Origin of the sequence: Streptomyces sp. NPDC056224 (assembly GCF_042267665.1) — a bacterium.
Taxonomy (GTDB): domain Bacteria; phylum Actinomycetota; class Actinomycetes; order Streptomycetales; family Streptomycetaceae; genus Streptomyces.
The window spans coordinates 1-22663 of record NZ_JBHJTK010000022.1 but is presented as its reverse complement, the minus strand read 5'-3'; the positions used below and the strand labels follow the sequence as shown (position 1 = coordinate 22663).

General features: G+C 69.4%; 20 protein-coding genes. 6 read left to right on the top strand and 14 right to left on the bottom strand.

All coding sequences use genetic code 11. The features are described 5' to 3' along the window. Window positions 1-147: 147 nt before the first annotated feature. The 7 genes from ACFCZ1_RS23670 to kdpF all read right to left on the bottom strand — a co-directional run bounded on the left by ACFCZ1_RS23670 (window position 148) and on the right by kdpF (window position 8095). Entirely contained in the window at window positions 148-372 is a 225-nt protein-coding gene (locus ACFCZ1_RS23670; RefSeq protein ID WP_214346505.1) for a hypothetical protein, read from the bottom strand. 62 nt (window positions 373-434) lie between these two features. Further along, a complete protein-coding gene (locus tag ACFCZ1_RS23665; protein ID WP_376680269.1) occupies window positions 435-965 on the bottom strand; it encodes a hypothetical protein in 531 nt (176 codons plus the stop codon). Continuing rightward, window positions 962-3025: a hypothetical protein gene (locus ACFCZ1_RS23660; protein WP_376680268.1), complete on the bottom strand. Its 2064-nt coding sequence runs from the start codon at window positions 3023-3025 to the stop codon at window positions 962-964. The genes ACFCZ1_RS23665 and ACFCZ1_RS23660 overlap by 4 nt, the downstream gene beginning before the upstream one ends. Further along, window positions 3025-3468: a hypothetical protein gene (locus tag ACFCZ1_RS23655; RefSeq protein ID WP_214346496.1), complete on the bottom strand. Its 444-nt coding sequence runs from the start codon at window positions 3466-3468 to the stop codon at window positions 3025-3027. The genes ACFCZ1_RS23660 and ACFCZ1_RS23655 overlap by 1 nt, the downstream gene beginning before the upstream one ends. 55 nt (window positions 3469-3523) lie before the next feature. Then, window positions 3524-5401: an NAD-binding protein gene (locus ACFCZ1_RS23650; RefSeq protein WP_376680267.1), complete on the bottom strand. Its 1878-nt coding sequence runs from the start codon at window positions 5399-5401 to the stop codon at window positions 3524-3526. Window positions 5402-5456: 55 nt separating this feature from the next. Continuing rightward, window positions 5457-8003, bottom strand: a complete 2547-nt coding sequence (locus ACFCZ1_RS23645) for an ATP-binding protein (protein WP_376680266.1) — start codon at window positions 8001-8003, stop codon at window positions 5457-5459. A 2-nt stretch (window positions 8004-8005) separates the two neighbouring features. Further along, complete coding sequence (kdpF, locus tag ACFCZ1_RS23640) at window positions 8006-8095, bottom strand: K(+)-transporting ATPase subunit F (protein WP_107093322.1); 90 nt, start codon at window positions 8093-8095, stop codon at window positions 8006-8008. 212 nt (window positions 8096-8307) lie between these two features. Here kdpF and ACFCZ1_RS23635 point away from each other — a divergent pair, with 212 nt between their 5' ends. Then, window positions 8308-9870 carry a Na+/H+ antiporter gene (locus tag ACFCZ1_RS23635; RefSeq protein WP_376680348.1) on the top strand — a complete coding sequence of 521 codons (1563 nt, stop codon included), beginning with the start codon at window positions 8308-8310 and terminating at the stop codon, window positions 9868-9870. Between the two features lie 85 nt (window positions 9871-9955). On the opposite strand, the gene ACFCZ1_RS23630 is transcribed toward ACFCZ1_RS23635, so the two are convergent. After that, window positions 9956-11044: a magnesium and cobalt transport protein CorA gene (locus tag ACFCZ1_RS23630; RefSeq protein ID WP_376680265.1), complete on the bottom strand. Its 1089-nt coding sequence runs from the start codon at window positions 11042-11044 to the stop codon at window positions 9956-9958. A 290-nt stretch (window positions 11045-11334) separates the two neighbouring features. Here ACFCZ1_RS23630 and ACFCZ1_RS23625 point away from each other — a divergent pair, with 290 nt between their 5' ends. Beyond that, window positions 11335-12483: a magnesium and cobalt transport protein CorA gene (locus ACFCZ1_RS23625; protein WP_376680264.1), complete on the top strand. Its 1149-nt coding sequence runs from the start codon at window positions 11335-11337 to the stop codon at window positions 12481-12483. Between the two features lie 74 nt (window positions 12484-12557). Here ACFCZ1_RS23625 and ACFCZ1_RS23620 read toward each other — a convergent pair whose 3' ends face one another. The 3 genes from ACFCZ1_RS23620 to ACFCZ1_RS23610 all read right to left on the bottom strand — a co-directional run bounded on the left by ACFCZ1_RS23620 (window position 12558) and on the right by ACFCZ1_RS23610 (window position 16039). Then, window positions 12558-13349, bottom strand: a complete 792-nt coding sequence (locus ACFCZ1_RS23620) for a GNAT family N-acetyltransferase (protein WP_376680263.1) — start codon at window positions 13347-13349, stop codon at window positions 12558-12560. A 474-nt stretch (window positions 13350-13823) separates the two neighbouring features. After that, complete coding sequence (locus ACFCZ1_RS23615) at window positions 13824-15053, bottom strand: hypothetical protein (protein ID WP_376680262.1); 1230 nt, start codon at window positions 15051-15053, stop codon at window positions 13824-13826. Beyond that, window positions 15050-16039: a hypothetical protein gene (locus tag ACFCZ1_RS23610; RefSeq protein ID WP_376680261.1), complete on the bottom strand. Its 990-nt coding sequence runs from the start codon at window positions 16037-16039 to the stop codon at window positions 15050-15052. The genes ACFCZ1_RS23615 and ACFCZ1_RS23610 overlap by 4 nt, the downstream gene beginning before the upstream one ends. A 562-nt stretch (window positions 16040-16601) precedes the next feature. On the opposite strand from ACFCZ1_RS23610, the gene ACFCZ1_RS23605 reads away from it, so the two are divergent. From ACFCZ1_RS23605 to ACFCZ1_RS23595, 3 genes are all read left to right on the top strand, one after another. Then, the gene (locus ACFCZ1_RS23605) at window positions 16602-17288 is read left to right on the top strand and encodes a response regulator transcription factor (protein WP_266674626.1); all 687 of its coding nucleotides are present in this window, start codon (window positions 16602-16604) and stop codon (window positions 17286-17288) included. Window positions 17289-17607: 319 nt separating this feature from the next. Continuing rightward, window positions 17608-18615 (top strand): hypothetical protein, encoded by a 1008-nt coding sequence (locus tag ACFCZ1_RS23600; RefSeq protein WP_376680260.1) that lies wholly within the window; start codon window positions 17608-17610, stop codon window positions 18613-18615. Window positions 18616-18778: 163 nt separating this feature from the next. Beyond that, the gene (locus ACFCZ1_RS23595; protein ID WP_376680259.1) at window positions 18779-19033 is read left to right on the top strand and encodes a hypothetical protein; all 255 of its coding nucleotides are present in this window, start codon (window positions 18779-18781) and stop codon (window positions 19031-19033) included. Window positions 19034-19095: 62 nt separating this feature from the next. Here ACFCZ1_RS23595 and ACFCZ1_RS23590 read toward each other — a convergent pair whose 3' ends face one another. From ACFCZ1_RS23590 to ACFCZ1_RS23580, 3 genes are all read right to left on the bottom strand, one after another. Next, complete coding sequence (locus tag ACFCZ1_RS23590; protein WP_376680258.1) at window positions 19096-19926, bottom strand: alpha/beta fold hydrolase; 831 nt, start codon at window positions 19924-19926, stop codon at window positions 19096-19098. A gap of 17 nt (window positions 19927-19943) precedes the next feature. Next, on the bottom strand, window positions 19944-20720 hold the full coding sequence (locus ACFCZ1_RS23585) for a GNAT family N-acetyltransferase (protein ID WP_376680257.1): 777 nt from the start codon (window positions 20718-20720) through the stop codon (window positions 19944-19946). A gap of 161 nt (window positions 20721-20881) precedes the next feature. Then, entirely contained in the window at window positions 20882-21688 is an 807-nt protein-coding gene (locus tag ACFCZ1_RS23580) for an SDR family NAD(P)-dependent oxidoreductase (protein WP_327381729.1), read from the bottom strand. 770 nt (window positions 21689-22458) lie between these two features. Between ACFCZ1_RS23580 and ACFCZ1_RS23575 the strand changes: the two genes are divergently transcribed. Next, on the top strand, window positions 22459-22663 hold a 205-nt coding region (locus ACFCZ1_RS23575; protein ID WP_376680256.1), incomplete at its 3' end, for a hypothetical protein.

Below are 22663 nucleotides of genomic sequence, written 5' to 3'. Positions count from 1 at the left end.
AGCACCGGTTGCGGACTGCGTGAAACGTCGTCCCATGGGGGTGACGTTAGGGCCGGTACGGGCCTCGACACCGGACCCTGACGCACCGCTGATGTGATGGCTACGGCATTTTGACGGCGCTCCGGTTCGAGACCAACCCCAGGCCGTTCAGTGGCCTGGCGGGCCGGTGGTGACCGGCGCGGGATTCCACGGTGCGGGGGCAGGCGGTGGCTCGAACGGTCCGGCCCGGTTGGCCATGAGGATCAGCAGCGTCCCGACGACGAGCACGGTGATGACGATGAGGGCGAGCCCGACGGGGTTGCGAGGGTTGTAGTAGTAGCGGTTCGTTCCCCACTTGCTCCGCTTGAAGACCGGTTCGTCGTCGTGATGCACAGGCTGCGTCCTAGCTGGGTCGAAGGTATGGGGAGGCGCGCATTCCCCAGCGGCCATTGCGGTCAGGAGGCGCAGCCCACTGCCTTCTGGGCCGCGGGGAAGTACACGGTCATGAGACGGGTGAGGGCCTCACGGCGTGCGGGTACGTCGGAGGCCTTGATGGGCGGGTAGATCTCGACGACGAACTGGCTGGGTTTGCCCTCGTAAGTGCAGCGTGCGACCGCGACGGCCATGGAGTCGGCAACGCGGGCGGCGTCGCCCACGTCGATCTGGACGGGATCGCCAGAGCTTGCCAAGCGCTGTCCGATGCCACCCATGACGTCTTCGTCCGCCGTGGTCACGTCGCCTTTCACGGTCAGGACGGTGTTCTTGTCCACGGTCAGTTCGCACCGCGGAGCGTGCGGCCTGGCTGCGTACGTCGACTGCTCCAGCTTGGCGCCGGGCGGAAGCAGCGGTGCGGTGAGGGCCGAATCGACGGCCACGCCGCATAGGTCGCCCGGCAGCGCGTACTCCCTGCTCTCGCTGCACCCGGTCACGGAGATCAGTGCCGCGGCCCCCGCGGCGGCCGTCATGGCCGTGCGCAGGCGCTTCACTGGGTGCCTGCCAGACCCTTGGCGGCGACGTTCCCCGTCACTGCGGACGTGTTGATCTCCTGCTCCAGCGTGCGCGGCGTGTAGGGGTGCCCGGGGTTCGCCTTGGCCCATTCCTCGGAGAGAGCCCTCAGCTGGTTCTCCCGGTGCGTGAACGTCTTCGCGTTCTGGTCCTGGACTCCCGCGTCGATCCGCGCCTGTTCGTCGAGCTGCCACTGGTAGGCGAGGGCGTCGACACCTCGTTGCGCTATGTCGCCGACCACGGGGATGAAGTTGGCGGCTCCGCCGAAGCCGTGGTAACCCCACTTGGCTTCCCACGTGGGGTCATCCTTGTCGGTCTTGAGGGCCTGGTAGCGGGCCTCTTCGAGGAAGCCGACCGTACGGCCCGCATCTTGCAGCGTCTCGTTGGGGTCACGCGGGTGTTCTGCGTGGATGTCTTTGATCATTTCTCGGTTCATGGCCTCGTTGAGCATGCCGTAGGAATTCTGGTCGCGGGAGACCTGCTTGCTCACCTCCAGGAGGTGGTGGCGGTCGAGCTGGCGGGGGTCGTCCGGCGTGTCCGACATGGCGCTGGCCGAGTGGTGTACGACATCGCTGTGGGCGGAAAGGACCTTGGTCATGTCGTCGCGCATCTCGGAGGGGAACTCGTCGCCGCGCTCGGAGAGGTACTTCAGGGAGCGGTCCAGAACCTGGCGGTGTTCAGGCGTGAGGTCGTCGGGACGCGTTGTCATGTTGTTGGGGTCGACTCCCGTGGCTGCAGAGACCAGGGCGGCTCCCGTGGCCTCCCGCGCGGCGTTGCCGTCCTTGGTGTTGAGGGGTGTGTCGTCGAAGGTCTGCCGGTCGCCGAGGACGTACTGGGCGTTGTCGGTGGGCTGCGTCGCGTTGAAGAACTCCGTCGCGGCGTTCGGGCTGGCGGCCAGGGCGGTCATGAAGCCGGTCATGGGGTCGCGGCCGAAGTCCTCGCCGATGAAGTTCATCTTGGGCACTGGTGGCACGCCGCCGTTCCAGTAGTTGGCCGGGAGCTTCATCTTCTTCTCGGTGGCGACGAGCGCGTTGCCGTAGTCGTTCAGGAAGCGGTTGTCCCAGTCGCCGTTGCGCATGAGGTTGCTCATCACCTGGTAGCCGTAGACCTGGCTGCCGCGGGTCTGGATGCGCTCCTCGCCCAGCTTGACCATGTCGTTCTCCCAGGTGCGCATGGCCGGGCTGTCGGACTGGGTGGCGCCGGCCAGGGTGAGGGAGAGGTTGCGCTGGAAGTCGCCGAGCTGGTCGTGGCGGGAGCGCTGCAGGGTGCCGCCGTCGGAGGGGTCGGCGAGGTCCGCCCAGAAGTCGAGCAGGCCGCGCGGGCCGATGGTGGTGGCGAGCTGCTCCTGGAAGAGCCGGTCGTCCTTGTACTTGGCCAGGTCGGCATTGAGCTTGTCGAACTCCTCGGGGGACATGTCGTCGCCCTTGGTCTTCAGGAGCTTCGCGATCCGGTCGGCGTCCTTCATGGCGTCCGCGGCGCGGTCGCGGTCGTAGTAGGCGGCGTCGGAGAAGCCGTACGGGGTCTGGCTGACCAGCATGGTCAGCGCCTGGGCGGCCGTCGTGTCGCTCTCGGTGGCGCCCTCGAGGATCCGCTGGACCTCGTCGCGGAGGGCGGTCGCATCGGCCTCGGTGTGCTCGGGCACCGTCGTGCCCTTGGCGGCGCGGTCGGGGTGGATGTTCATCGTGACGGTGAAGCCGCCATTGCCCGCCGGCACCACGGTGAGGTTCTTCTCCAGCCCGCGCCGGACGGCCTCGTTCAGCCTGGCCTTGTAGTCGACGAGCTCACCGTGGGTGTCACGCAGGATGTTCCCGATACTGGTGGCCTCGGTGGCGGCGTCGGCGAACTCCTTGGCGGTCTTGCCGATGAACTCCCGGGTCACGGTCGCGTTCACCCCGGCCCAGTCGGCCTTCGCGGCTTTACCTCCGAGGTCGCCACGGGCATCCGACTCCAGCTCCCACAATTTCGTGGCCATGGCCGTCCAGTCCGCGACGGCGGTTGACAGCTTCGAGAAGTCCGCGAAACGCAGTGCGTCCAGGTCCATCAGTGCTGCGCCCTTTCCTCGAATCCTGTATTGAGCTGCGCGAACTTGAACTGGGTGGCGATCCAGTACTCGCCTTCGGCGTGCGCGTTCTGCGTGTAGTCGAGGTGGTTGGAAATGTGGGCGCAGGCGTCCAGCAGCGTTCCCACCTGGTCGTGCCACTTGTCCGCGAGCGTCGAGAGGGCGGTCCCCAGAGCGAAGTCCTTCTTCAAGGAGCCGGCCGCCTCGTGCGTACTGGCCTTGGCATGGTCCCCATCGGTGCCGAGCCTCTGCCGCAGTTTGAATGCGGCGTTTCCTACTGCCGCCAGGTCCTTCTGGGTGACCACCAGATCCCCCTGTGGCCCGGGCCCGCCGCCCCCTCCGGGATCGAGCTGATTGAGCCGCATTGCCGTCTGGTTCGCAGCAGCGGCTGACTTGAGCTCTGCCCATTCGGCATCGAATGACATAGGACCCCCGTGGTGAAAGTGACTTGATCGGTGAGCGAGTTCGGTCCAAGCGAGATCATTGGGCCGGATGAGGCCGGCGGCCTGCGGGGCGTGGCTGGACACCGGTCATCAGAATGTCCAGGCCGCGGCGTGTGGTCACCAGCACGACGCGGTCGTCGTGGCGCAGGACCCGTCCGTGTGGTGGTCGCCAGTTGAAGGCAGGCCGGTCCGTGCGGAATCCGCCGAGTGTGTCCGTCGAGGAGGCCGACCGGCGGCTGGTCGCGGGGCCGACGGCGAGTACGCGCCACTCGTGTTCCTTGAAGGCCTCGTGTATGGAGTGCCCTTCGAGTTCTGGGTGGCCGGCGACGTCCACGACGGTGAAGAGCAGGGATCCGCGCTCCACCGGCATGACCCCCAGCACGTGGCGGCCCATCATCGCGGCGGCGAAGGAGGGCGCGGCCAGCGCCGAGACACTGCGGCTGCGGGTGAGCGCGTCCGGGTAACCGGCGCGCATGGTGCGGGAGACGGTGGCGGCGAAGTCGTCGCCGTACAGGCGCATCACGGCGCGCACGCGAGGGTTGCTCTCGCGGGCTGCCATCACAATGTCGAGGTTCTCGCCGTCGTCGTGGGTGAGGACCAGCAATGACTTGCTGGTGCCGATGCGGGCGAGATCGAGGACCCCGGGAGCGGCGGCGTCCTCGAGCAGCAGGTGCACTCCGAGCTCGCGTGCCAGCGCGACCCCTCGGGCCTGCGGGTCCCGCTCGATGACCACGACCTTGTGGTCGGTCGTACACAGCTGCGCCAGGACGCGCGTGCCGATCTTGCCGAGGCCGACCAGGACGATGTGGTCGTGCAGACCCGTATCCGGTACGTGGTTGGCCGACGCGGTGCGGAAGGCCAGGGTGGCGGCGTTCATGGCGGCGGCCACGACGAGAGGGAGTACGGCCAGGCCGACGAAACCCGCGATGAGCTGGAGGACCTGGCGGGCCGTGGAGTCTTCGGTTGCCGGGTCGCCCATGGTGAAGATGTCCAGCAGTGGCAGGTACACCGACTTCCACAGCGGTCCGTCCTCCACGACGGCCGTCGCCGTGGCCAGTAGCACCACCGCCGCGGCGAGCACCCCGAAGACGGCGGTCACTTCGCGGGAGACGAAGATCTTCCAGGGCAGGTGCCCGAGCCGGTCGCTCAGCCAGCCCCGATAGGCCCGCCGCCTGGCGGGGGCCGCCGGCGCGTGGTGGTGGGTCACCTCTTCGAGCATGAGCCGGCCGTGCGTGAACTGCCGGTGGTAGGCGGTAGCGGTGTCGGGCAGCAGCTGGGTGCCGTTGGCGCCCGGTGTTTCCGCGCTGTCCTCGCCCATCGGGTCGTCCATGTGCGTACCGGACAGAACGGCGAGCGTGGCCAGGTCCGTCGTGTGGGGCGGGGTTCCGGCGGGGCGGACCACTCCGCGGAACACCTTGCCCTCGACCTGGAGGGTGGGCCCGTGCCCGACTGCCGCGGCGGCCACCAATTCGGGGACGGCCGTGTCCGCGTCGGAGAGCACCGTCGTGGACGCGTCGATGAACGCGTCGTCGCACCCGGCGTGCGCGGCTGCCGCCCGGTCGAGGAGCAGTTCGAGATGACGGCCGCGGTCCCGGTTGAACATGCGGATGACCAGGCGTACGGACGGATTGATGCTGCGGGCGAGCAGGGCAGCGGTCATGTTGGTCTGGTCGTCGCCGTAGGTGAGGGCAACCGCCGCGGCACGCTCGACGCCGGCCTCCCGGAGGGTCTGCTCGTCGGGCCGCGCGGAGATGAGCAGCTCCACGGGGGAGCGCGGATCCCGGTGCAGGGCAACGACCTCGGCGCCGTGCCCCTCGCGGCGCGACGGCAGGACGACCGTGACAGCCTCGCCGCACACGGCGTCGAGTTCCTGTGCCAGGCGGTGTGCGAGGCCGTCGTCACCACAAATGATCATGTGTTGGGAGCGCTGCCCGACTCGCGCTCGGAGCTGGAGGGTTGCGGACATGCGGTCAGAACCGCCCTGCTGTCGCATCGGTGGCGATCGGCAGGGACAGGACCATGGTCAGTCCTCCGCCGGGGGTGTCCTCGGGTGTGAGCGTGCCGTCCATGGCCTCGGTGAGTCCCCTGGCCAGGGCGAGGCCGAGGCCGAGTCCGGCGGTGTTGTCGCGGTCGCCGAGGCGCTGGAACGGTTCGAAGGCGCGCTCGCGGTCGTCGGCAGCGATCCCGGGGCCCCGGTCGGCGATCCTGATGTCGACCCGCCCGGCCAGGGCGCTGGCTGTCACCAGCACCGGGCGCTCCGCGGGAGCGTGGCGGACCGCGTTGCCGACGAGGTTGGCCAGCACCCGTTCCAGCAGCGGCGGGTCGGCCTGAAGCGCCGGTACCGACTCAAGGCTCTGCACATCGATGGCGGGCCCGCCGTCGGGCGTCAGGTCCAGCGAGTCCAGCGCGGCCGGCAGGACTTCCTCCAGTGTGGTGGCCCGCAGGTCGAGCGTGAGGGCGCCGGCTTGCAGGCGGCTGAGATCGAGCAGGTTCTCCACCAGGCGGTTGAGCCGGTTCAGGGACACCTCGGCGGAGGTCAGCAGTTCCGCGCGGTCCTCGGCGGAGAACTCGATCTCCTGATTGCGCAGTGAGCTGACCGCGGCCAGCGCCCCTGCCAAGGGGGTCCGCAGGTCGTGGCTGACGGCCCGGAGCAGGGCGGTGCGGAGGCGGTCGGCGGCCTTGATGGGTTCGACCTCGGCGGCGGCCTCGGCCAGCCGGGCCCGCTCGACGGCCGCGCCGACGTGCGCGGAGAAGGCGGCCAGCACGCGGCGTTCGGAGGAGGGCAGCGTGCGGCCGCGCAGGACGAGGAAGGCCTCGGGGCCCGCCGCCACCACGAGGGCGGGGTCGGTCGCGCTGCCTGTGTCGCAGGCTTCGGGAGCCAGCTCGACGGTGTCCATGCCGAATGTTTCACGCGTACGTTCCAGCAGTGCCGGGATCGTCTGGTCGCCGCGGACGATGCTGCCGGCGAGGGACGACATCGTCTCAGCCTCGGCCGTGGCACGAGCAGCACGGCGGGAGAGCCGCAAGGACCTGTCCGCTGCGGCGGCCACGGTGGCGGCGACGACGGCGAAGACCACCAGCGCCAGCACGCTGTCCGGGTCGCTCATGGTGAACTCGCCTATGGGCGGCATGAACCAGTAGTTGAGGAGCAGTGCGGCGGTCAGCGCCGCGATCAGCGCGGATGCCACTCCGCCGATGCAGGCCACGCCCACGACGGTCACCAGGAAGAGCAGCGCCTCGCTGGTGAGGTTCAGTGTGCCGCGCATGCGGTCGAGGCCGAGGGTGAGCAGCACCGGGAGTACCACGCCGGCCACGGGTCCGGCGATGAGCCGGGAGGTGGGGAGAGTGCGGCGCCGGGACGGGAGTAGCCGGCCGTGGCCCGCCCGCTCGTGCGTGACCATGTGGACGTCGATGTCCTCGGACAGCGCCACGACGGTCTCGCCGATCCCGCGTCCGGTGAGGAAACGTTCCAGCCGACGGCGGCGGCTCGTACCGAGGACGAGCTGGGTGGCGTTCTCCGCCATGGCGAAGTCCACCAGTGCGGTGGGCACTTCGTCGCCGACGACGGAGTGGTAGCTGCCGCCCAGGTGTTCGACGAGGGCCCGCTGGCCGGCCAGAGCCGCGTGCGAGACCCCGGCGGCGAGCCCGTCGCTGCGCGCGATGTGTACGGCGAGCAGTTCACCGCCGGCGGACCGGTCGGCGATGCGTGCCGCGCGACGGATGAGGGTCTCGCCCTCGGGGCCGCCGGTGAGGGCGACCACGACGCGTTCCCGGGTCTCCCAGACGTCCCCGATGCCGTGCTCGGTACGGTACTTGTGGAGGGACTCGTCCACCCGCCCGGCCAGCCACAGCAGGGCCAGCTCCCGCAGCGCGATGAGATTGCCGGGGCGGAAGTAGTTGGCGAGCGAGGCGTCGATCCGCTCCGGGGGATAGATGTTGCCGTGTGCCATGCGGCGGCGAAGTCCCTCGGGGGGTATGTCGACCAGCTCGACCTCATGGGCGCGGCGCACGAACTCATCGGGCACCGTCTCGCGCTGCGGGACTCCGGTGATCTTCTCGACGACGTCGCTCAGCGACTCCAGGTGCTGGATGTTGAGCGTGGTGACGACATCGATCCCGGCAGCGAGGATGTCCTCGACGTCCTGCCACCGCTTCGGGTGCCGGCCGCCCCCAGGGACATTGGTATGGGCGAGTTCGTCGATCAGCACCACCTGCGGCCGTCTGGCCAGCAGCGCTTCACGGTCCAGCTCCGTGTATTGGCCGCCACGGTATTCCTGTTCGGCCGACGTGAGGATCTCCAGGCCGTCGAGCTTCTCCTCGGTGTGCCGGCGCCGGTGGCACTCCACAAAACCGGCCACCACATCCGCGCCGCGGGCGGCCCGGCGGTGTGCCTCGTCGAGCATCCGGTACGTCTTGCCGACGCCGGGGGCCGCACCCAGAAAGACCTTGAGCCTCCCCGGCCGTACGGCAGGGTTTCCCGCGTCGGCCACCGGGCCCGCCTCGTGCGTGGTCGTCATGCTCAGAACTTCTCGGGGAAGAACAAGGCCAGGACCAGGTACCCGACCAGGCTGACCGCGACGATGATGCCTACGACAGTTTCCGTGCTCACCCGTACCCGACTCCTCCGCACGTCCTCAACTTCACCAGCGAACAGCAGCGATGACGCGAAGGAAACGGCCCTGACGCACTCCTGACGCGAGTCGACTGGGACTTTGACGGTGTATTGACGGCCGTTGCATCGATAGGGTGAAGGCGGTGTGCCGGGAAGCCTGGTCGGCGTCGCGTGACCGCATGGTCCGCGTCGACTCGGGTGGGGGCGGAATGCGCAGCGTCGGTACGGTCTTGTTCCTCGTGGTGCTGGCCACGGTCGTGGCCACAGGTGCCCGCCGCTGGCGAATCCCCGCACCCTCACTGCTCGTTGTCGCAGGGCTCGTCGTCGCGCTGATACCGGGCACTCCGGAGATCCGGGTCAGTCCGGAGGCCATCGGCCTCATCGTCCTGCCGCCGCTGCTGTACGCCAGCGCCGAGGAACTGTCCTGGCGCGAGCTGCGGCTGGTGTGGAAGCCGGTCAGCGTGCTCGCGGTCGGTCTGGTCCTGGCCTCGGCGGCCGCGGTCGGCCTGGTCGCGTCGCTGCTCACCCCGCTGACCTGGCAGATGGCGCTGGTCCTGGGGGCCGTCCTCGCGAGTACGGACCCGGTGGCGGTCACCGCGCTCGGTCGGCGCCTCGCCCTGCCTCCCCGTGTCCAGGTCCTCGTGCAGGCCGAGAGCCTCTTCAACGACGCCACTTCGCTCGTCCTCTTCCGGGTCGCGGTCGTCGTCGCCGCGGCCTCCGCCGGGGTGTCCTGGCAGGCGGCCGGAACGGAGTTTGCGCTGCTTGCCGGCGGCGGCACCCTCGTCGGAGGAGCGGTCGCCGGGGTCGTGGCGCTGATCCGCCGCAGGACCGAGGACCCGGTACTGGAGACCGTCGTCGCCCTGGTGACCCCGTACGCCGCCTATGTGCTGGCGGAGGCCTTGCACGCATCGGGTGTGACCTCCGTCGTCGTGGCGGGCGTGGTGCTCGGAGGCCGGGCCGACCGGTTCACCAATGCCGGCATACGGATCCAGCTGCACGCCGTCAACGGAACCGTGGTCTTCCTGCTGGAGAGCGTCGTCTTCAGCCTGATCGGCCTCACCCTGCCCGGCCAGGTCGCCGCGCTGACCGCTGCCGACGGGCTCTGGCCGCTGTACGCGCTTGCGGTCGCCGCGACCTTGATCACCGTTCGGCTGCTGTGGGTCCTGCCCCTCTCGGCCGTCGTCCAGCGGAACGCGGGCGTACGTCCCTCCTGGCGCGTCCCGGCCGTGCTGACCTGGGCGGGCACGCGTGGCGTTGTCCCACTGGCCGCGGCCCTCTCCATCCCGGTCGCGGAGGGCGACGGCAGCCTCCTGGGCCAGCGCCCGCTCGTGCTCGTCCTGACCACGTCGGTGGTGGTGATCACCCTCGTCGCCCAGGGTTTCACCCTGGCCGATGTGGTCCGCCGCTCTGGAATCGCCCTCGAACCGGATCACACCGAACGCGAGGAGGCCTCCGCCCGGTGTGCCCTTGCCGCAGCCGGCATCCTGCGGCTGGACGAGGTGTCCGACCTCGAAGCGGTACCGGACGTCGTGGCAGACCGGCTCCGGCGCAGCCTCCAGGCCCGGCTCGAACACGCCCGCGACCGCCTGGAGGAAGCCGACCTGGCTGAATCTGCAGACCAGGTCTATCGGCTGCTGCGCCGTGACCTGATCCGGGTGGAGGCCGTCGAACTGCAGCGCCTCTACGACGAGCACCGCATCAGCGACACCACTCGCCGACGGCTGCAGCGCAGCCTGGATCTGGAGGAGGCGCGGCTGGATCTGGCGAGCTGAGGCGTGTGGGGTGCTGTGATCCTGCGATTCCGGGGCTTCGCCCGGGGGCAAGCACCGCATCCTCGCGTTCGTCCAGAGGTATGGATCAGATCCAGCCGTTGCGCCGGAAGGCGCGGTGGATGAAGACGCAGGCCGCCGAGATCAGGCCAAGGACAAGGGGATAGCCGTATCGCCATTTCAGCTCGGGCATGTGGTCGAAGTTCATGCCGTACACGCCGCACACCATCGTCGGCACGGCAATGATCGCTGCCCATGCCGTGATCTTGCGCATGTCCTCGTTCTGCGCGACGGTCACCTGCGCGAGATGAGCCTGGAGGATCGAGTCGAGGAGTGCGTCGAAGGCCGTGACCTGGTCGGTGGTGCGGGACAGATGGTCGGCGACGTCACGGAGGTAGGGCTGGATGTCCGGGGCGATCGACGGTGACGGCTTGGTCGCGAGGGCCTGCAGTGGCCGCTCCAGCGGTGCCACGGCCCGCTTGAGCTCCATCAGCTCGCGTTTGAGCTGATAGATGCGGCCCGCGTCGCCGTGGCCGGTGTGCTCGGTGAAGACGGCGGACTCGACCGCATCGACATCGGCCTCCATCGCGTCGGTCACGGCGAGGTAGTCGTCCACGACGTGCTCGGCTATGGCGTGCAGGACGGCGGAGGGCCCCTTGGCGAGCTGCTCGGGCGTAGCCTCCAGGGCCTCCCGCAGAGGACCCAGCGAACCGTGTCGGCCGCGCCGGACCGTGACGACGAAGTCGGGTCCGACGAAAGCCATGATTTCGCCGGTGTCCACGACCTCGCTGGTGGCCGTGAGTTCCTTGTGCTCGATGTACCGGACGGTCTTGAGGACCGTGAACAGCACGTCGTCGTACCGCACCACCTTCGGCCGATGGTGAGTGTGCGTCGCGTCCTGGACCGCCAGCGGATGCAGCCCGAACAGCTCGGCGACGCCGACCAGCTCCTCCGGGCCGGGTTCATGGAGCCCGATCCAAACGAAGCCGTCGCCCGTTTTGCGTACCCGCCGGATCGCTTCGTCGGCCAGGCAGTTCCCGGTCTGCCGCACGCCCTCCAGGTAGACCACGCAGTTGACCACGGCACTGCCGAGCGGAGACCGTGCCGGATGGCTGAGGTCCACGGTGCGCCGGTCGGTGCGGCGCACCACGCGGCGGAGACTGCGGATGAACGACACGGTGAGCTCCTTCGGCGGATCGGCAGCCAGTGTGCCGCAGCCGGTGGGGCCGGCGAGAGCCGGGCCCATCACCGGTCCGAAGCGTTCACCTGGCGGGTATACCCTGCTTGATGGCCCAGTCCCGCCGCGTACGCAAGGAAGGTGAGATCCACGATGTGTGGTGAACCTCCTAGTCGAACGCCGCGGGACGCTGCCATGGCCGGACCCTAGCCGGATCCGCAGGCGGCGTCTGCGGCGTGCCCTCGTGCATCCCTACGCTTTCTACTTCCTGCCTGCGGAAGGACTCCGTCGTGTCCGAGCGTCGTCCCCTGCGTGCCCTGCGCGCGTTCAAGAAGCCGGCCAAGCGCCCTGCCGAGCCCCGCCCCATTGCCGAACAGTCCGGCACGGCCGTAGCGGCCGAGCGGCAATCGCCCCGTGGAAACAGCGTGATCACTGCCGCTCTGTACCACGACGGTGTGCGCACCAGCACGCATGACTCGCTCGCCGAGACCTTCCAGAAGCTCCGCGAGGCGGAAGGGGGCATGGCGTGGATCGGTCTGCACAGGCCGACCGAGGCCGAGCTGCTGTCCGTTGCCGAGGAGTTCGACCTGCATCCGCTCGCGGTCGAGGACGCGCTGGAGGCACATCAGCGGCCCAAGCTGGAACGCTACGGCGACACCCTGTTCGTCGTATTGCGTGCGGCCCGCTATCTGGATGACGCGGAGGAGGTCGATTTCGGCGAGCTGCATATCTTCGTCGGACCCGACTTCGTGATCACCGTCCGCCACGGAGCCGCCCCCGACCTGGCAGCAGTCCGACACCGCATGGAGAACAGCTCGGATCTCCTCAAGCGAGGCCCCGAATCCGTCCTGTACGCGATCCTCGACGCGGTCGTCGACGGCTACGCGCCGGTCGTGGCCGGCGTGGAGAACGACGTCGACGAGATCGAAACCGAGGTCTTCAGCGGCGACCCGAAGGTCTCCCGCCGCATCTACGAGCTCTCCCGGGAAGTCGTGGAGTTCCAGCGCGCAACCAGACCCCTGACCAGGATCCTGGAAGGGTTGACCGCCGGGTTCGAGAAATACGGAATCGACGAGGAACTGCGACGCTACCTGCGTGACGTCGCCGACCACGCCACCCACGTCACCGAACGCGTCGACAGCTTCCGCCTCGCTCTCCAGGACATCCTCGCGGTCAACGCCACCCTGGTCACCCAGCAGCAGAACGAGGAAATGAGGCAGCTGGCCCACGCCGGCCATGCCCAGAACGAAGAGATCAAGAAGATCTCGGCCTGGGCCGCCATCCTCTTCGCCCCGACCCTGGTGGGCACGATCTACGGCATGAATTTCGAGACCATGCCCGAGCTCGGCTGGGCCCTCGGCTATCCCTTCGCACTGGGGCTGATGGCCGCCGTGTGCCTCGGGCTCTATGTGATCTTCAAGCGCCGGGACTGGCTCTGAATCCAGGCGGACCAACGCGGCGCGGTGATCGGTCGACCTTGCCTCCTCTGCCAGATCAGGGGAGCCAGTGGGGCTCAAGCGGCAACCGGGGTCGCCCGAACCTCAGGTGTCATGGCACGTCCGGTGACGTGGTGGACGTATTCGCGGGTCAGCCGGAAGCCGGCCGTCCAGGCCAGCAACCGGCTGGGCCGGTTGTCGCGTGAGCAGCACCAGCTCGCGGTGTGTCCCCGTGCCTGGATGTCGGCCGTCAGGCCGGCGACGCAGGCCAGTGCGAGGCGTTCGCGGCGGCGATCGGGCACGGTGACGACCGCGATGTCCTCGTAGGTGCTGCCGAGGAAGTAGGTGCAGGCGACGGAGAGGACCCGACCCCTGGCGAACGCGGCCCAGCCGTGGCCGGAGGCGGCGAGCCCGCTGGGTCCGCCCCAACTGGCATGAATCCAGGCGTTCTCGGAGTTCATCGCGGCCAGTGCCGGAGCGTCTTGGGGAGTCAGCCGCCGCACGGTTGCGCCACGCGGGATGCGGGGGAGGGACACCGGTGCCTGACGCTGGTGGACGTACAGCATCCGTTCCCAGGGGACGACGCGTTCGAATGCCGAGCCGAGCGACGGCCAGAACCGGGCGGGCGTCTCTACGTACCGGTCGGCGAACCGGGCCAGGGCGTTCTGGGTGAGCGCGCTCGGATCGCCGCGCAGTAGTACGTGGTCCGCGCAGCTGACGGCGAGGACGCGCGGCAGGTGGGGGCGGTCGGCCCACCAGAGGCCGACGCCCGTGGTCAGTACGTGCTCGGCGAGTGTCCCGGGACCGGGTGAGCCTGTGGGGAACCAACGGCTCAGGGCGGGGAGCTGCTGCGGGGAGATCTCGATCACGAATGTCTCCAGGTACTGCTGCAACGGGTTCTTGGGCAGGGGGAGCGGGCGGTGCAGGGCAGGAGGCCGCGCAGCTCCGGGCCGTGGCTCGCCTTCAGGCCTTGTGGCCGACGGGCGCAGGCACCAACAGGTTGGTGAGGAGGTGCGTGCGAGGCCGCGTGCCTGCCCGGGGCGAGGGCAGGCACGGGACGGAAGCGGCCGCCCGCCCTACGGGTGACTGTTGGCGGCCGCGGATTGCGATCGGTGCGTCAGCACACCGGCAGGTGAGCAGCGCGCGAGGCCGGGCGCACCGTATGCGGTGGCCGGTCGTCATGGAGCAGACCGCTGTTCACGTCGTTCATCCAACTGCTTGGTGAGACAGGGATCAAGGCGGTCGCCCAGTCCTTGACACAGCTCTGATACCGGCATGACCGGCCCCGGCCACGACGGGTGTTACCGATCACGGGCCGCACAACCCGCTCCGCTACCCGCGGCTCACCCGCGGGGCGGTGTCACCTTCTCCTGGCCGCAGCCGATACGGCTGGACTCCGCCTCGACATAGGCGGGCAGCAGGTCGCGGACGAACGTGAAGTCCTGCTCCCCGAACCTGTCCTTCTGCTCCACCATGAAGATCACATCCCCGGTCTGGCACCGCGCCCGGTAAACGGCCCGGCTCACGTTGAACGATCCGTACCCGTTGGTGCCCTTGAAGGACGAGCCGCCCTTGAGGAGATCCTGGGAGAAGACCTCGGCCAGTGCCGGGTCCACGACGGTCGTCATCCGGACTGCGGCCCTGGGGTAGCTCCCGGCGGCCTCGCAGATCCGGGCGGCTCCGCCGTCGCCGCTGACCCGGGTACGTGACAGGCTCTCGCGGTAGGCAGCGGGGAGGGCGAGGCCCTTGATCCCGCAGAAGGCGTCCGGCTGTGTGTCGCGCCACGCGACGACGTCCTTCGGCAGTTCCGGCGACCGGTAGACCCCGGAGCAGCCCAGCTCGCGTATGACGCCGTTGGCCGCATCCACCGCAGCGTGCGCCAGAGCGGCGCGGTCCTCCCGCTCGTACTCCGACGAGATGTCAAGGCCCGCCGGCCCCATGCCGACGTCGACCACCACCGGGCCCTCGAACTGGGCGGGCCTGCCGGTACAGGACTGGGGAAGCGCCAGCCAGGCGCGGGAGGAGGACGCCATGCCGGGCAGGCCTTCTCCGAGGGCCACCATGCCTGCCGCGAGGAACTCCTCGGGCCACTGCCGCCCGTCGCTTCCGTGGAGACCGTCCAGCTTGTGCACCCGTACGGTCAGCTGCCTTCTGGCCCTGTCGTCCTTGTAACTGGTGATGCGGCACTGGCCGTAGGACAGTCCTTGGCCGTGGGGGTCGGTCTGCAGCGCCTGCTCCTCGACCTCGGTCCTGCGGTCGCCGAAGAGGGAGGACACGGTCGAGTCGCTGAGGGAATCCCAGCAGGGGGCGGGGCCGAGCAGCGGCAGGGTGTCCGTACGCCAGGCGACGGCACCGGCCCCGAGAAGGCCGCCGGCCAGGACGGCCGCGGCGGTGGCCCGGACGGTGCGGTTCCGCAGCAGCCGGCGCACCAACGAGGGCCGCGCGGGAGAGGGAACCGAGGGAACCAGGTCCTGCTCCTTGTCCGGCTGTCGGGCCGGGGTCGTTTCGCTGTCCACTGCCGGTGTCACGCTCTCTCCGTTGTCCGCCGCGCTGCCGCTGTTGTCTACGGTCACCGGTTCTCCCCTGCCTGGCACCCGATGCGCTTGCTCACGGACGCGGTGAAGTTCGCGAACACCTGCGGGTCGTCCGGGCGGCTCCGGCCCTTGAGGCCGGGCTCGACGTTCCCGTAGAACACGGTTCGCCGACCGTCACAGGTGGCCCGCACAAGTCCTTGGCCGTTGCCCTCGGGAAGCCCGTCGAACAGTGCGACCATGCGGGGCTCGGACGCCATCACGAACTGCGCCGCCGGCTCATCGGGCACTCCCCGGGAGCGCCACACCATCGAACAGGTCTGGAGCCGCTCACCGACCACGCCCACCTGCTGCTGATAGGCGGAGTCCTTTCCGAACTCGAAAGTCACCCCCGGAATCCTGCACAGGGGAGTGGAGGCCCTCTCGTCCTTCTCCGCGGTGACCACCATCGGCGAGGTCAGGCGCAGCGGCCTTCCGGGCTTGCAGCCCGCCTTCGACGCAGCGGTGCCGGCCGCGTCCAGCAGCATCCGGGCGACGTCCATCCGGTTTCCGATGGTGAAAGGCATGGCCTTCTTGCCCAGGTGGCCGTCGCCCCAGCTCTCGCTCCGGATCGTGACCGCGGACGGTCTGCCGTCCACATCGCAGGTCTCGGGCAGCACCAGCATGGCCCGATCGCCGCCGACCAGCCCGTTGAGTCCGTCGGGCAACGGCGAGGCCGAACCGTCGAAGAAGTGGGCTATCCACGCACGGCGCTCCTCGGCCGAGGCCGGGACGGGGCCGTACGCGAGGGTGACGCGCTCATCGAAGGTGAGCGGCTCGGTGGAGTCGTCATCGGCGACCGACGAGGCGACGGTGACCGTGCACGTGGCGGTCGGCCTGGTGGACGAGGGCGGCGCCGACTCGGTGGCCCGGCGCGCGGAGCCGGACTTGCCGAGCGCCTCATCACCGAGGAAGGACGGACCGCTGTCCTCCTGCCACGCTCCCCAGCAGTAGCTCGCGCGGAACGGCCAGCTGCCCGTCGCGCTCAATCCGTACAACCCCGCACCCGAGGCAAGAACCACCCCACCTGCAACAAGGGCGAAGAACCTTCCCCGTTGCCTGCCGCCGATGCCCATGACATTCCCCCCTGGTGAACCACGTAGATCACAGCAAACGCACCGATGCTACGTCCGATGCCGATGGTGTTTACGACTCGTTTACGCCACCCCGATGCCCGCCATCAGCAGCGCGTCAGGAAGTGCGGGTTTGCCGTAAGAAGGGCGTCAACGTGGTGCGTTGACACACGGCGGTGATCGCAGACTGAGTGGCAGGGGGAAGCGGACGACCGTCCGTGATGCGAGGTTTGGAGGGCGCGTGACGATCACCGCCGAGCCCCCGCCCAGTCCGGACCGCGGGGGGTCGGGCTGGAGCCGGGACGCATCACGGACGGGCCGTCCCGTGCACTGCCGCGCGAGCCTTGCCGTAGGGAAGCCGTCAAAGTCGCACCCACGGCCGTATGGACGTCGTCAACGCCTGCCGAGGCGGCCGAAAACCGATGTTCTCTCCGGTTATCCGTACTCACAGGACGTACAACAGGAAGGCGGCCCGCCAATGCCCCGGGTGCTGGTGGTGGATGACGAACCGCAGCTTGCGCGGTTGCTGGTGATCAATCTGAAGGCGCGGAAGTACGACGTGGACTGCGCGCAGGACGGGGGTACGGCCCTGGCGGCCGTGGCGGCCTGCCGCCCGGACGTGGTCCTGCTGGACCTCGGACTGCCCGACATGGACGGGATCGAGGTGATCAAGCAGCTGCGCGGATGGTCGCAAGTGCCCGTCCTGGTGGTTTCCGCCCGCCACGGCTCCGAGGAGAAGATCCAGGCCCTGGACGCGGGCGCCGACGACTACATCACCAAGCCCTTCAGCATGGACGAACTGCTGGCCCGGCTGGGAGCCGTCATCCGCCGCACACCGACACAGGAGTCGGCCGCCGCGAACGAAGCGGTCGTCGAGACCGAGGAGTTCACCGTAGACCTGCTCGCGAAGAAGGCCAGGCGCAGAGGGAAGAGCATCCGGCTCACGCCGACGGAATGGCATCTGCTGGAGGTCCTGATCCGCAACCGGGGCCGGCTCGTCAGCCAGCGGCGTCTGCTCCAGGAGGTGTGGGGTTCGTCCTACGGAACGCAGACCAACTACCTGCGGGTGTACATGGCTCACCTCAGGCGGAAGCTGGAAGCGGACCCGTCACACCCGCGTCATCTGATCACTGCCCCCGGCATGGGGTACCGCTTCGAGGCATGAGTGCGGCGGAGCCGACGGACGGAGGGCGCCGTCAAGACCCCGTCATTTCTGCGTCTCCCCGCGTATGAAGACCATCAACGTGCCTGGTGGGTCGAACTGTTGAGCCAGATGCTGGCGTGCACGCAGGGCCGTACGAACGGCCCGGGTGTGAGCTGGAGCGCGAGTGACGATCACCGCCGGTACCGAACAGACCCAGGGAGCGGGGGCTCCAGAGACTGTCACGCAGAGCCCCGCACCGGACGCCCGTCGCGTGAGCGTCCCACGTACGGCGTCCGGAGGGGAGCTGGGAGGAGGGCCGTCGGGACCACGGCCTCCCACCGTGATCGCCCGGGCGGCCCGCCTCCTCGCCGACCGCTACTGGGCCACCTTGCCCGGCCGGCTGCGCCTCGCGCGCACGGCGTGCGTGCTGCTTGCCACCGGGCTGCTGATCCTGCTCGCGGTCGCGGCGACGGGCGCGACCACCGCTTGGGACGAAACGGCCCAGCGCGACGCGCCCCGTACCGTCTCCGCGACCCGGCTCAACCTCGCGCTCAACGACATGGACGCGCAGACGGCCAACATCCTGCTCTCCAGTGGTGACTCCGGTACCGGCAAGGGGCGCCTGGAAGAGTCGTACGCCAAGGCGAGTGGCTTCTACGGAGAGGCGCAGGAGACCATCAGCCGCTCCCTGCGCACGCTCGCCGCCGCCTCGGAAGGCGACCCGGCCACCGAGGCGACCGTCGTGCGGCTCACCGATGACTTCGCGCACTACCAGGAGCTGATCGGACGGGCACTGGAGAACGACAGCCGGCCCGGCGGCAAGGACGCCGCCCGCGAGGACTACCGGACCGCGACCGACCTCCTCACGGGGCGGCTGCTCCCAGAGGCACGCAAGCTCGTTGACGCCAACAATGCGGTGTACGAGCGGCAGTACGTCGCAGCGCGAGGTGACCTCGACGTGCAGCGGACCGCCGAAGCCGTCCTCGGCCTGCTGCTGATCGCCGCGCTGGTACTGCTCCAGATCCATCTCGCGCGCCGGTTCCGCCGGGTCTTCAACCCGGGACTGATCGCCGCCACCCTCTGCGCCGTGGTCGCGGTCGTGTGCGGCGCCCAGCTGCTCACGATCACCGACGACCGGATGAAGGTCGCCCGCCGCGACTCCTTCGACTCCGTCATCGCGCTGTCACGGTCCAAAGCGATCGGCTACGACGCCAACGCCGACGAGAGCCGCTACCTCCTGGACCCCGACCGCCGCCCCCCCGTACGAGCTCTCCTTCCTCGACAAGTCGCATCAGCTGTACGGGATTCAGGGCGCCGGACTCGATGCGTACGACCGGAGGCTCGCTGACACGTGGGCCACGTACCTGAACAACCACGAGGACAAACGGTTCACCGGCGAGTACCGGCGCGAACTGGACAACATCACCTTCGCGGGCGAGCGGGAGGCCGCCCAGAAGACCGTCGAGGCGTACGCCGTCTACCAGCGCGACGACCGGACCTTCCGGCGGCTGGTGGCCGAGGGCAAGCAGCAGGAGGCCACGGTCTTCTGCATCGGCTGGGCATCTGACACCTCGAACGCCCACTTCGGGGAGTGGATGAAGGCTCTGGACCAGGTCACCGCCATCAACCAGAGGCACTTCGATCTCGCTGTCCGGGAGGGCCGAGGGGCACTGACCACGCAGGGCCCGACGGCCGGCGCGTCGCTGCTGCTCACGGCCGGGTTGACGGTGCTGGGGCTGCGGCGCCGGCTGGCCGAGTTCCGGTGAGGGGGCCGGTGAGCAGTACGGACGCGGGCAGGGGAGGGGAGATCGGTGTGCTTGATGTCCGCTCATACAAGGGCCGCCAGCCGGCCGGGGTGTTCCTCGATCACGAGGTGGCCGGCGTCCGGGATGACGTGCAGGTCGGTGCCGAGCATCGTGCGGACCGCCGGGGCGAGCCGTCGCGGTGGCAGGAAGGTGTCGTGCGCTCCTGTGATGACCAGCCAGGGAACGGCCCGCCCAGGGAGGTCTGCCACCCCAGGAGCTCCACTCGAGCGGGAGTGGCGTGCGACCAGCGTCATCCACTCCACCAGCTCTTCGCGGGGTTGGTGGCCGGGTGAGAGCATGGCCCGCAGGAGCCGGGTGCTGCGTGCCGGAGTCGGCCGGACGAACCAGGCGGCGGAGACGGCGAGCAGCCTGGGTGTGAGGCGCAGCCGGCCCAGTCCGCCGGGGGAGACTAGGACGAGCCGGTCGATGCGCGGTGACGGGCTGGACAGGGCGATGGCGGCACCGAAGGAATGCCCGACCACCACCACGGGCCCGGTCGCGGCAGCAGCGTCGAGGACCTCGCTCAGCCATGTGCCGTACCACGACAGGCGGCCGCCGGAGATCCCGCGGTCCCCGGAGCTGAGGCCGGGCTGTCCGGGGACATCCGGCAGGAGGAGCCGGTGGCCGGCCGTGACAAGGGCGGTGGCCAGGGGCAGGGATGCGGCCGCGTTGAAGTTCGTACCCGGCACGAAGACCACCGTGGTCGGGCCGGAGCCGGCGCTCACCAGGTGGGTCTCTGCTCCGTTGGCGGTCACAACGGTCCGCTTGTGCGGCACTGGCCATGCGTCGAGCCGGCTGGTGCACCAGCGGCGGATCTGCTCCCGGCCCGGCGTGCTGCGGTAGATGGAGTCCACGCGGCGAGTATCGCCCCTCAACCCGCCGCCACTCTTCCGGCTGCCGCCGGTGTGCCGACGGCGTAGTGGGCGTACTCCCGCTCGGGACGGAAGCCGGCGGTCCAGGCGAGCAGGCGGCCGGGGCGGTTGTTCGCAGAGCAGGTCCAGCTGGGGGTGTGCCCTCGGGCCGCTATGTCCGAGCACAGGGCGTTGACGCAGTCGAGAGCCAGGTACTGGAGGCGCGGGTCGGGCACGGTGACGCAGGCGACGTCCTCGTAGGCGGTGCCGAGGAAGTAGGTGCAGGCCACGGCCACGATGCGGTCACCCTGGAAGGCGGCCCAGGCGTAGCCCGAGCGGGCGAGGGCGTCCGGACCGCCCCAGGTGTGGTGAATCCAGCTCATCGCGGGCGGAAGGGTGGTGAGCGCGCGAGCGTCGTGGGCGTTGAGCCTCCGTACGGTCACACCCCTGGGCGGCCGGGTGGCGGGCACGGGGCAGCGCTTGACATACACCATGCGCTGCCACGGCACGACCCGGTCGAACGAAGCCCCGATCAGCGGAAGGAAGCGGCCCGGAGCCTCGATGGAGTGGTCCGCGAAGACCCTGAGATCCCTCGGCATCAGGGCCTGCGGGTCTCCGCGCAAGAGGACGTGGTCCCCGCATTCGGCGGCGATCACGCGCGGCTGGATGACGCGGTCCACCCACCAGCGGCCGGCCTCGGTGGTCAGGACGTGCACGGTCAGGGCGGCCGAGCCCGGGGCCCCGGTGGGGGACCAGCGAACGAGGGCCGGGAGTCGGTGGGGCGGCAGGTTGATCACGAGGCTTCCTTGTCGGGACATGGAGGCGGGGCGGCCCTGTTCGGAGGGCCGCCCCGCGGAATGGGCTGTTGGCTAGCAGGAGGGCTTGCTGCCGTGGTTGGAGCCCTTCTTGCGGCGGGCCCTCTTCTTGTGTGCGCGCTTGGACATGGACGGGTGTCCCTTCAGGCGGTGTGGCCGACGAGGAGGTCGGCGAGCTTGTTGAGGCGCTTGATCGTGCGGTCCTCGGTGGCGGCGGCGGCCGGGGCGACGCGTTCGTCGCGGTCGTAGTAGGCGCCGTTGACGATCTCGGTGGTGGGGTCGCAGAGGCGTACGACGTGCTGGGCGCCCTCGGCGGCGGATTCGCCTTCGTTGCCGTAGAGGGGGAGCAGACCGGTCTCGCAGACACCGGGGTGGACGGACACGGCGGTGACACGCGGGTCGGAGGCGAAGACGGTCAGCGCCAGCTGCGACTGCGCGTATGCAGCCAGCCGTGAGTAGCGGCGCTCCCGGTTCGGGTCGCTCCACTGGATGGCGGCCGTGCGGTGGAGCGAGGAGGAGACGTTGACGACGCGCCCGCCCGGGTCGCTGGTGAGGGAGGGTTCCAGGAGGTTGGTGAGGAGGTAGTGCGCCAGGAAGTTGACCTGGAAGGCGATCTCGTTGCCGTCGACGGTGAGGGTGTGACGCTCGGGGGCGGCGATGGCCGCGTTGTTGACGAGAACGTCGAGGCGCGGGTGTTCCCGTACGACGGCGTGGGCCAGGTTCTCGACTTCCTCCAGACGGGCGAAGTCGGCGGCGAGCGGTCGCAGCAGGGCGCTGTCGATGCCCTCGGTGGTCACCAGACGGTCGGCTGCGGCCTGGGCCTCCTCGGCGGTACGGCCATGGAGAAGGACGACCGCGCCGCGCTGGGCGAGCTGGCGAGCGGTCTCGTAGCCGATGCCGGCGGTGGCGCCGGTGACGAGGACGGTACGTCCGGACAGGGATGAAGACATGTCGGATTCCTGGAAGAAGGCATGGCTGACGCGCCCGGCGCCCCCGGCGTTGGGCAGGGGGCGAGGGCTCAGGTCATGCGGTGAAGGGGAGGATGCGTACGAAGCCCCGGCCGGAGTCCTTCAGGACGCCGGTGGCAGGTACACGGAGGACGCGCGGCCGATGTCAGAAGGCCGGGCGGACAGCGGGCGCCGTCGGCTGCACCGACGTGACACCGGCACGGCTTCGCCATGACGGTGGCCGATCGTCGTAGCGCGGACCGCTGTTCATGACCCCATCCCAGCGCATCAGGGATGCCGGGGCAAGATCCTGAACGGGACTTTGACGGCCTTCTGATGGCCGTCGGGTGACCGTGCGAATCAGGTCTTCGCGCAGGTCATCAGGGCCGCGTCAAAGATCGACGGCTGTGCGGAAGGAACGCGTCAAGGAGCGTTGCCATGGACGTCGGCCGGGAACAGACTGGCGGAGCGACGGAGCCGGTGACGGTCCGGTGGCACGCGGCTGGAGGTCGGTGACCTGAACACCGCCAAAGGTGCGCATGGTCCGGCCGTGGGGGTACGGGCCGATGCGACCGCGTGCTGGTCAACCGTCGCACAACACATGAGCCGTCCAGCTCCCGGTGTGGGGATACCGGAGTTGGGCGGCTCGCGTGTTTCGGGCGTCAGCGCGCACACCGGCAATTGATCCCTCCTGGCAAGTACTTGCTAATGTGGCAAGTAGATGTCGAGTGGGCAGGTTCAAGGCTGCTCGGCGACGACGGGAGGGGTGTGCCATGTCTGAACAGGCCGATGCGGTCGCGTCGTTGAAGGGGATTGCGCGGATCGAGGCGACCGCGCGGGGACGAAGCGGCTGGTACGTCGGCTATCTCTGGCTGTTCGCCGCGTGGCAGCTCGCTCTCGTCCCGGCGGTGCTGATGTGGCACGGGCGGACGGGGACGCTCGTCAGCACGTTGGCGAACGCCGTTGTGGTCATGGGGT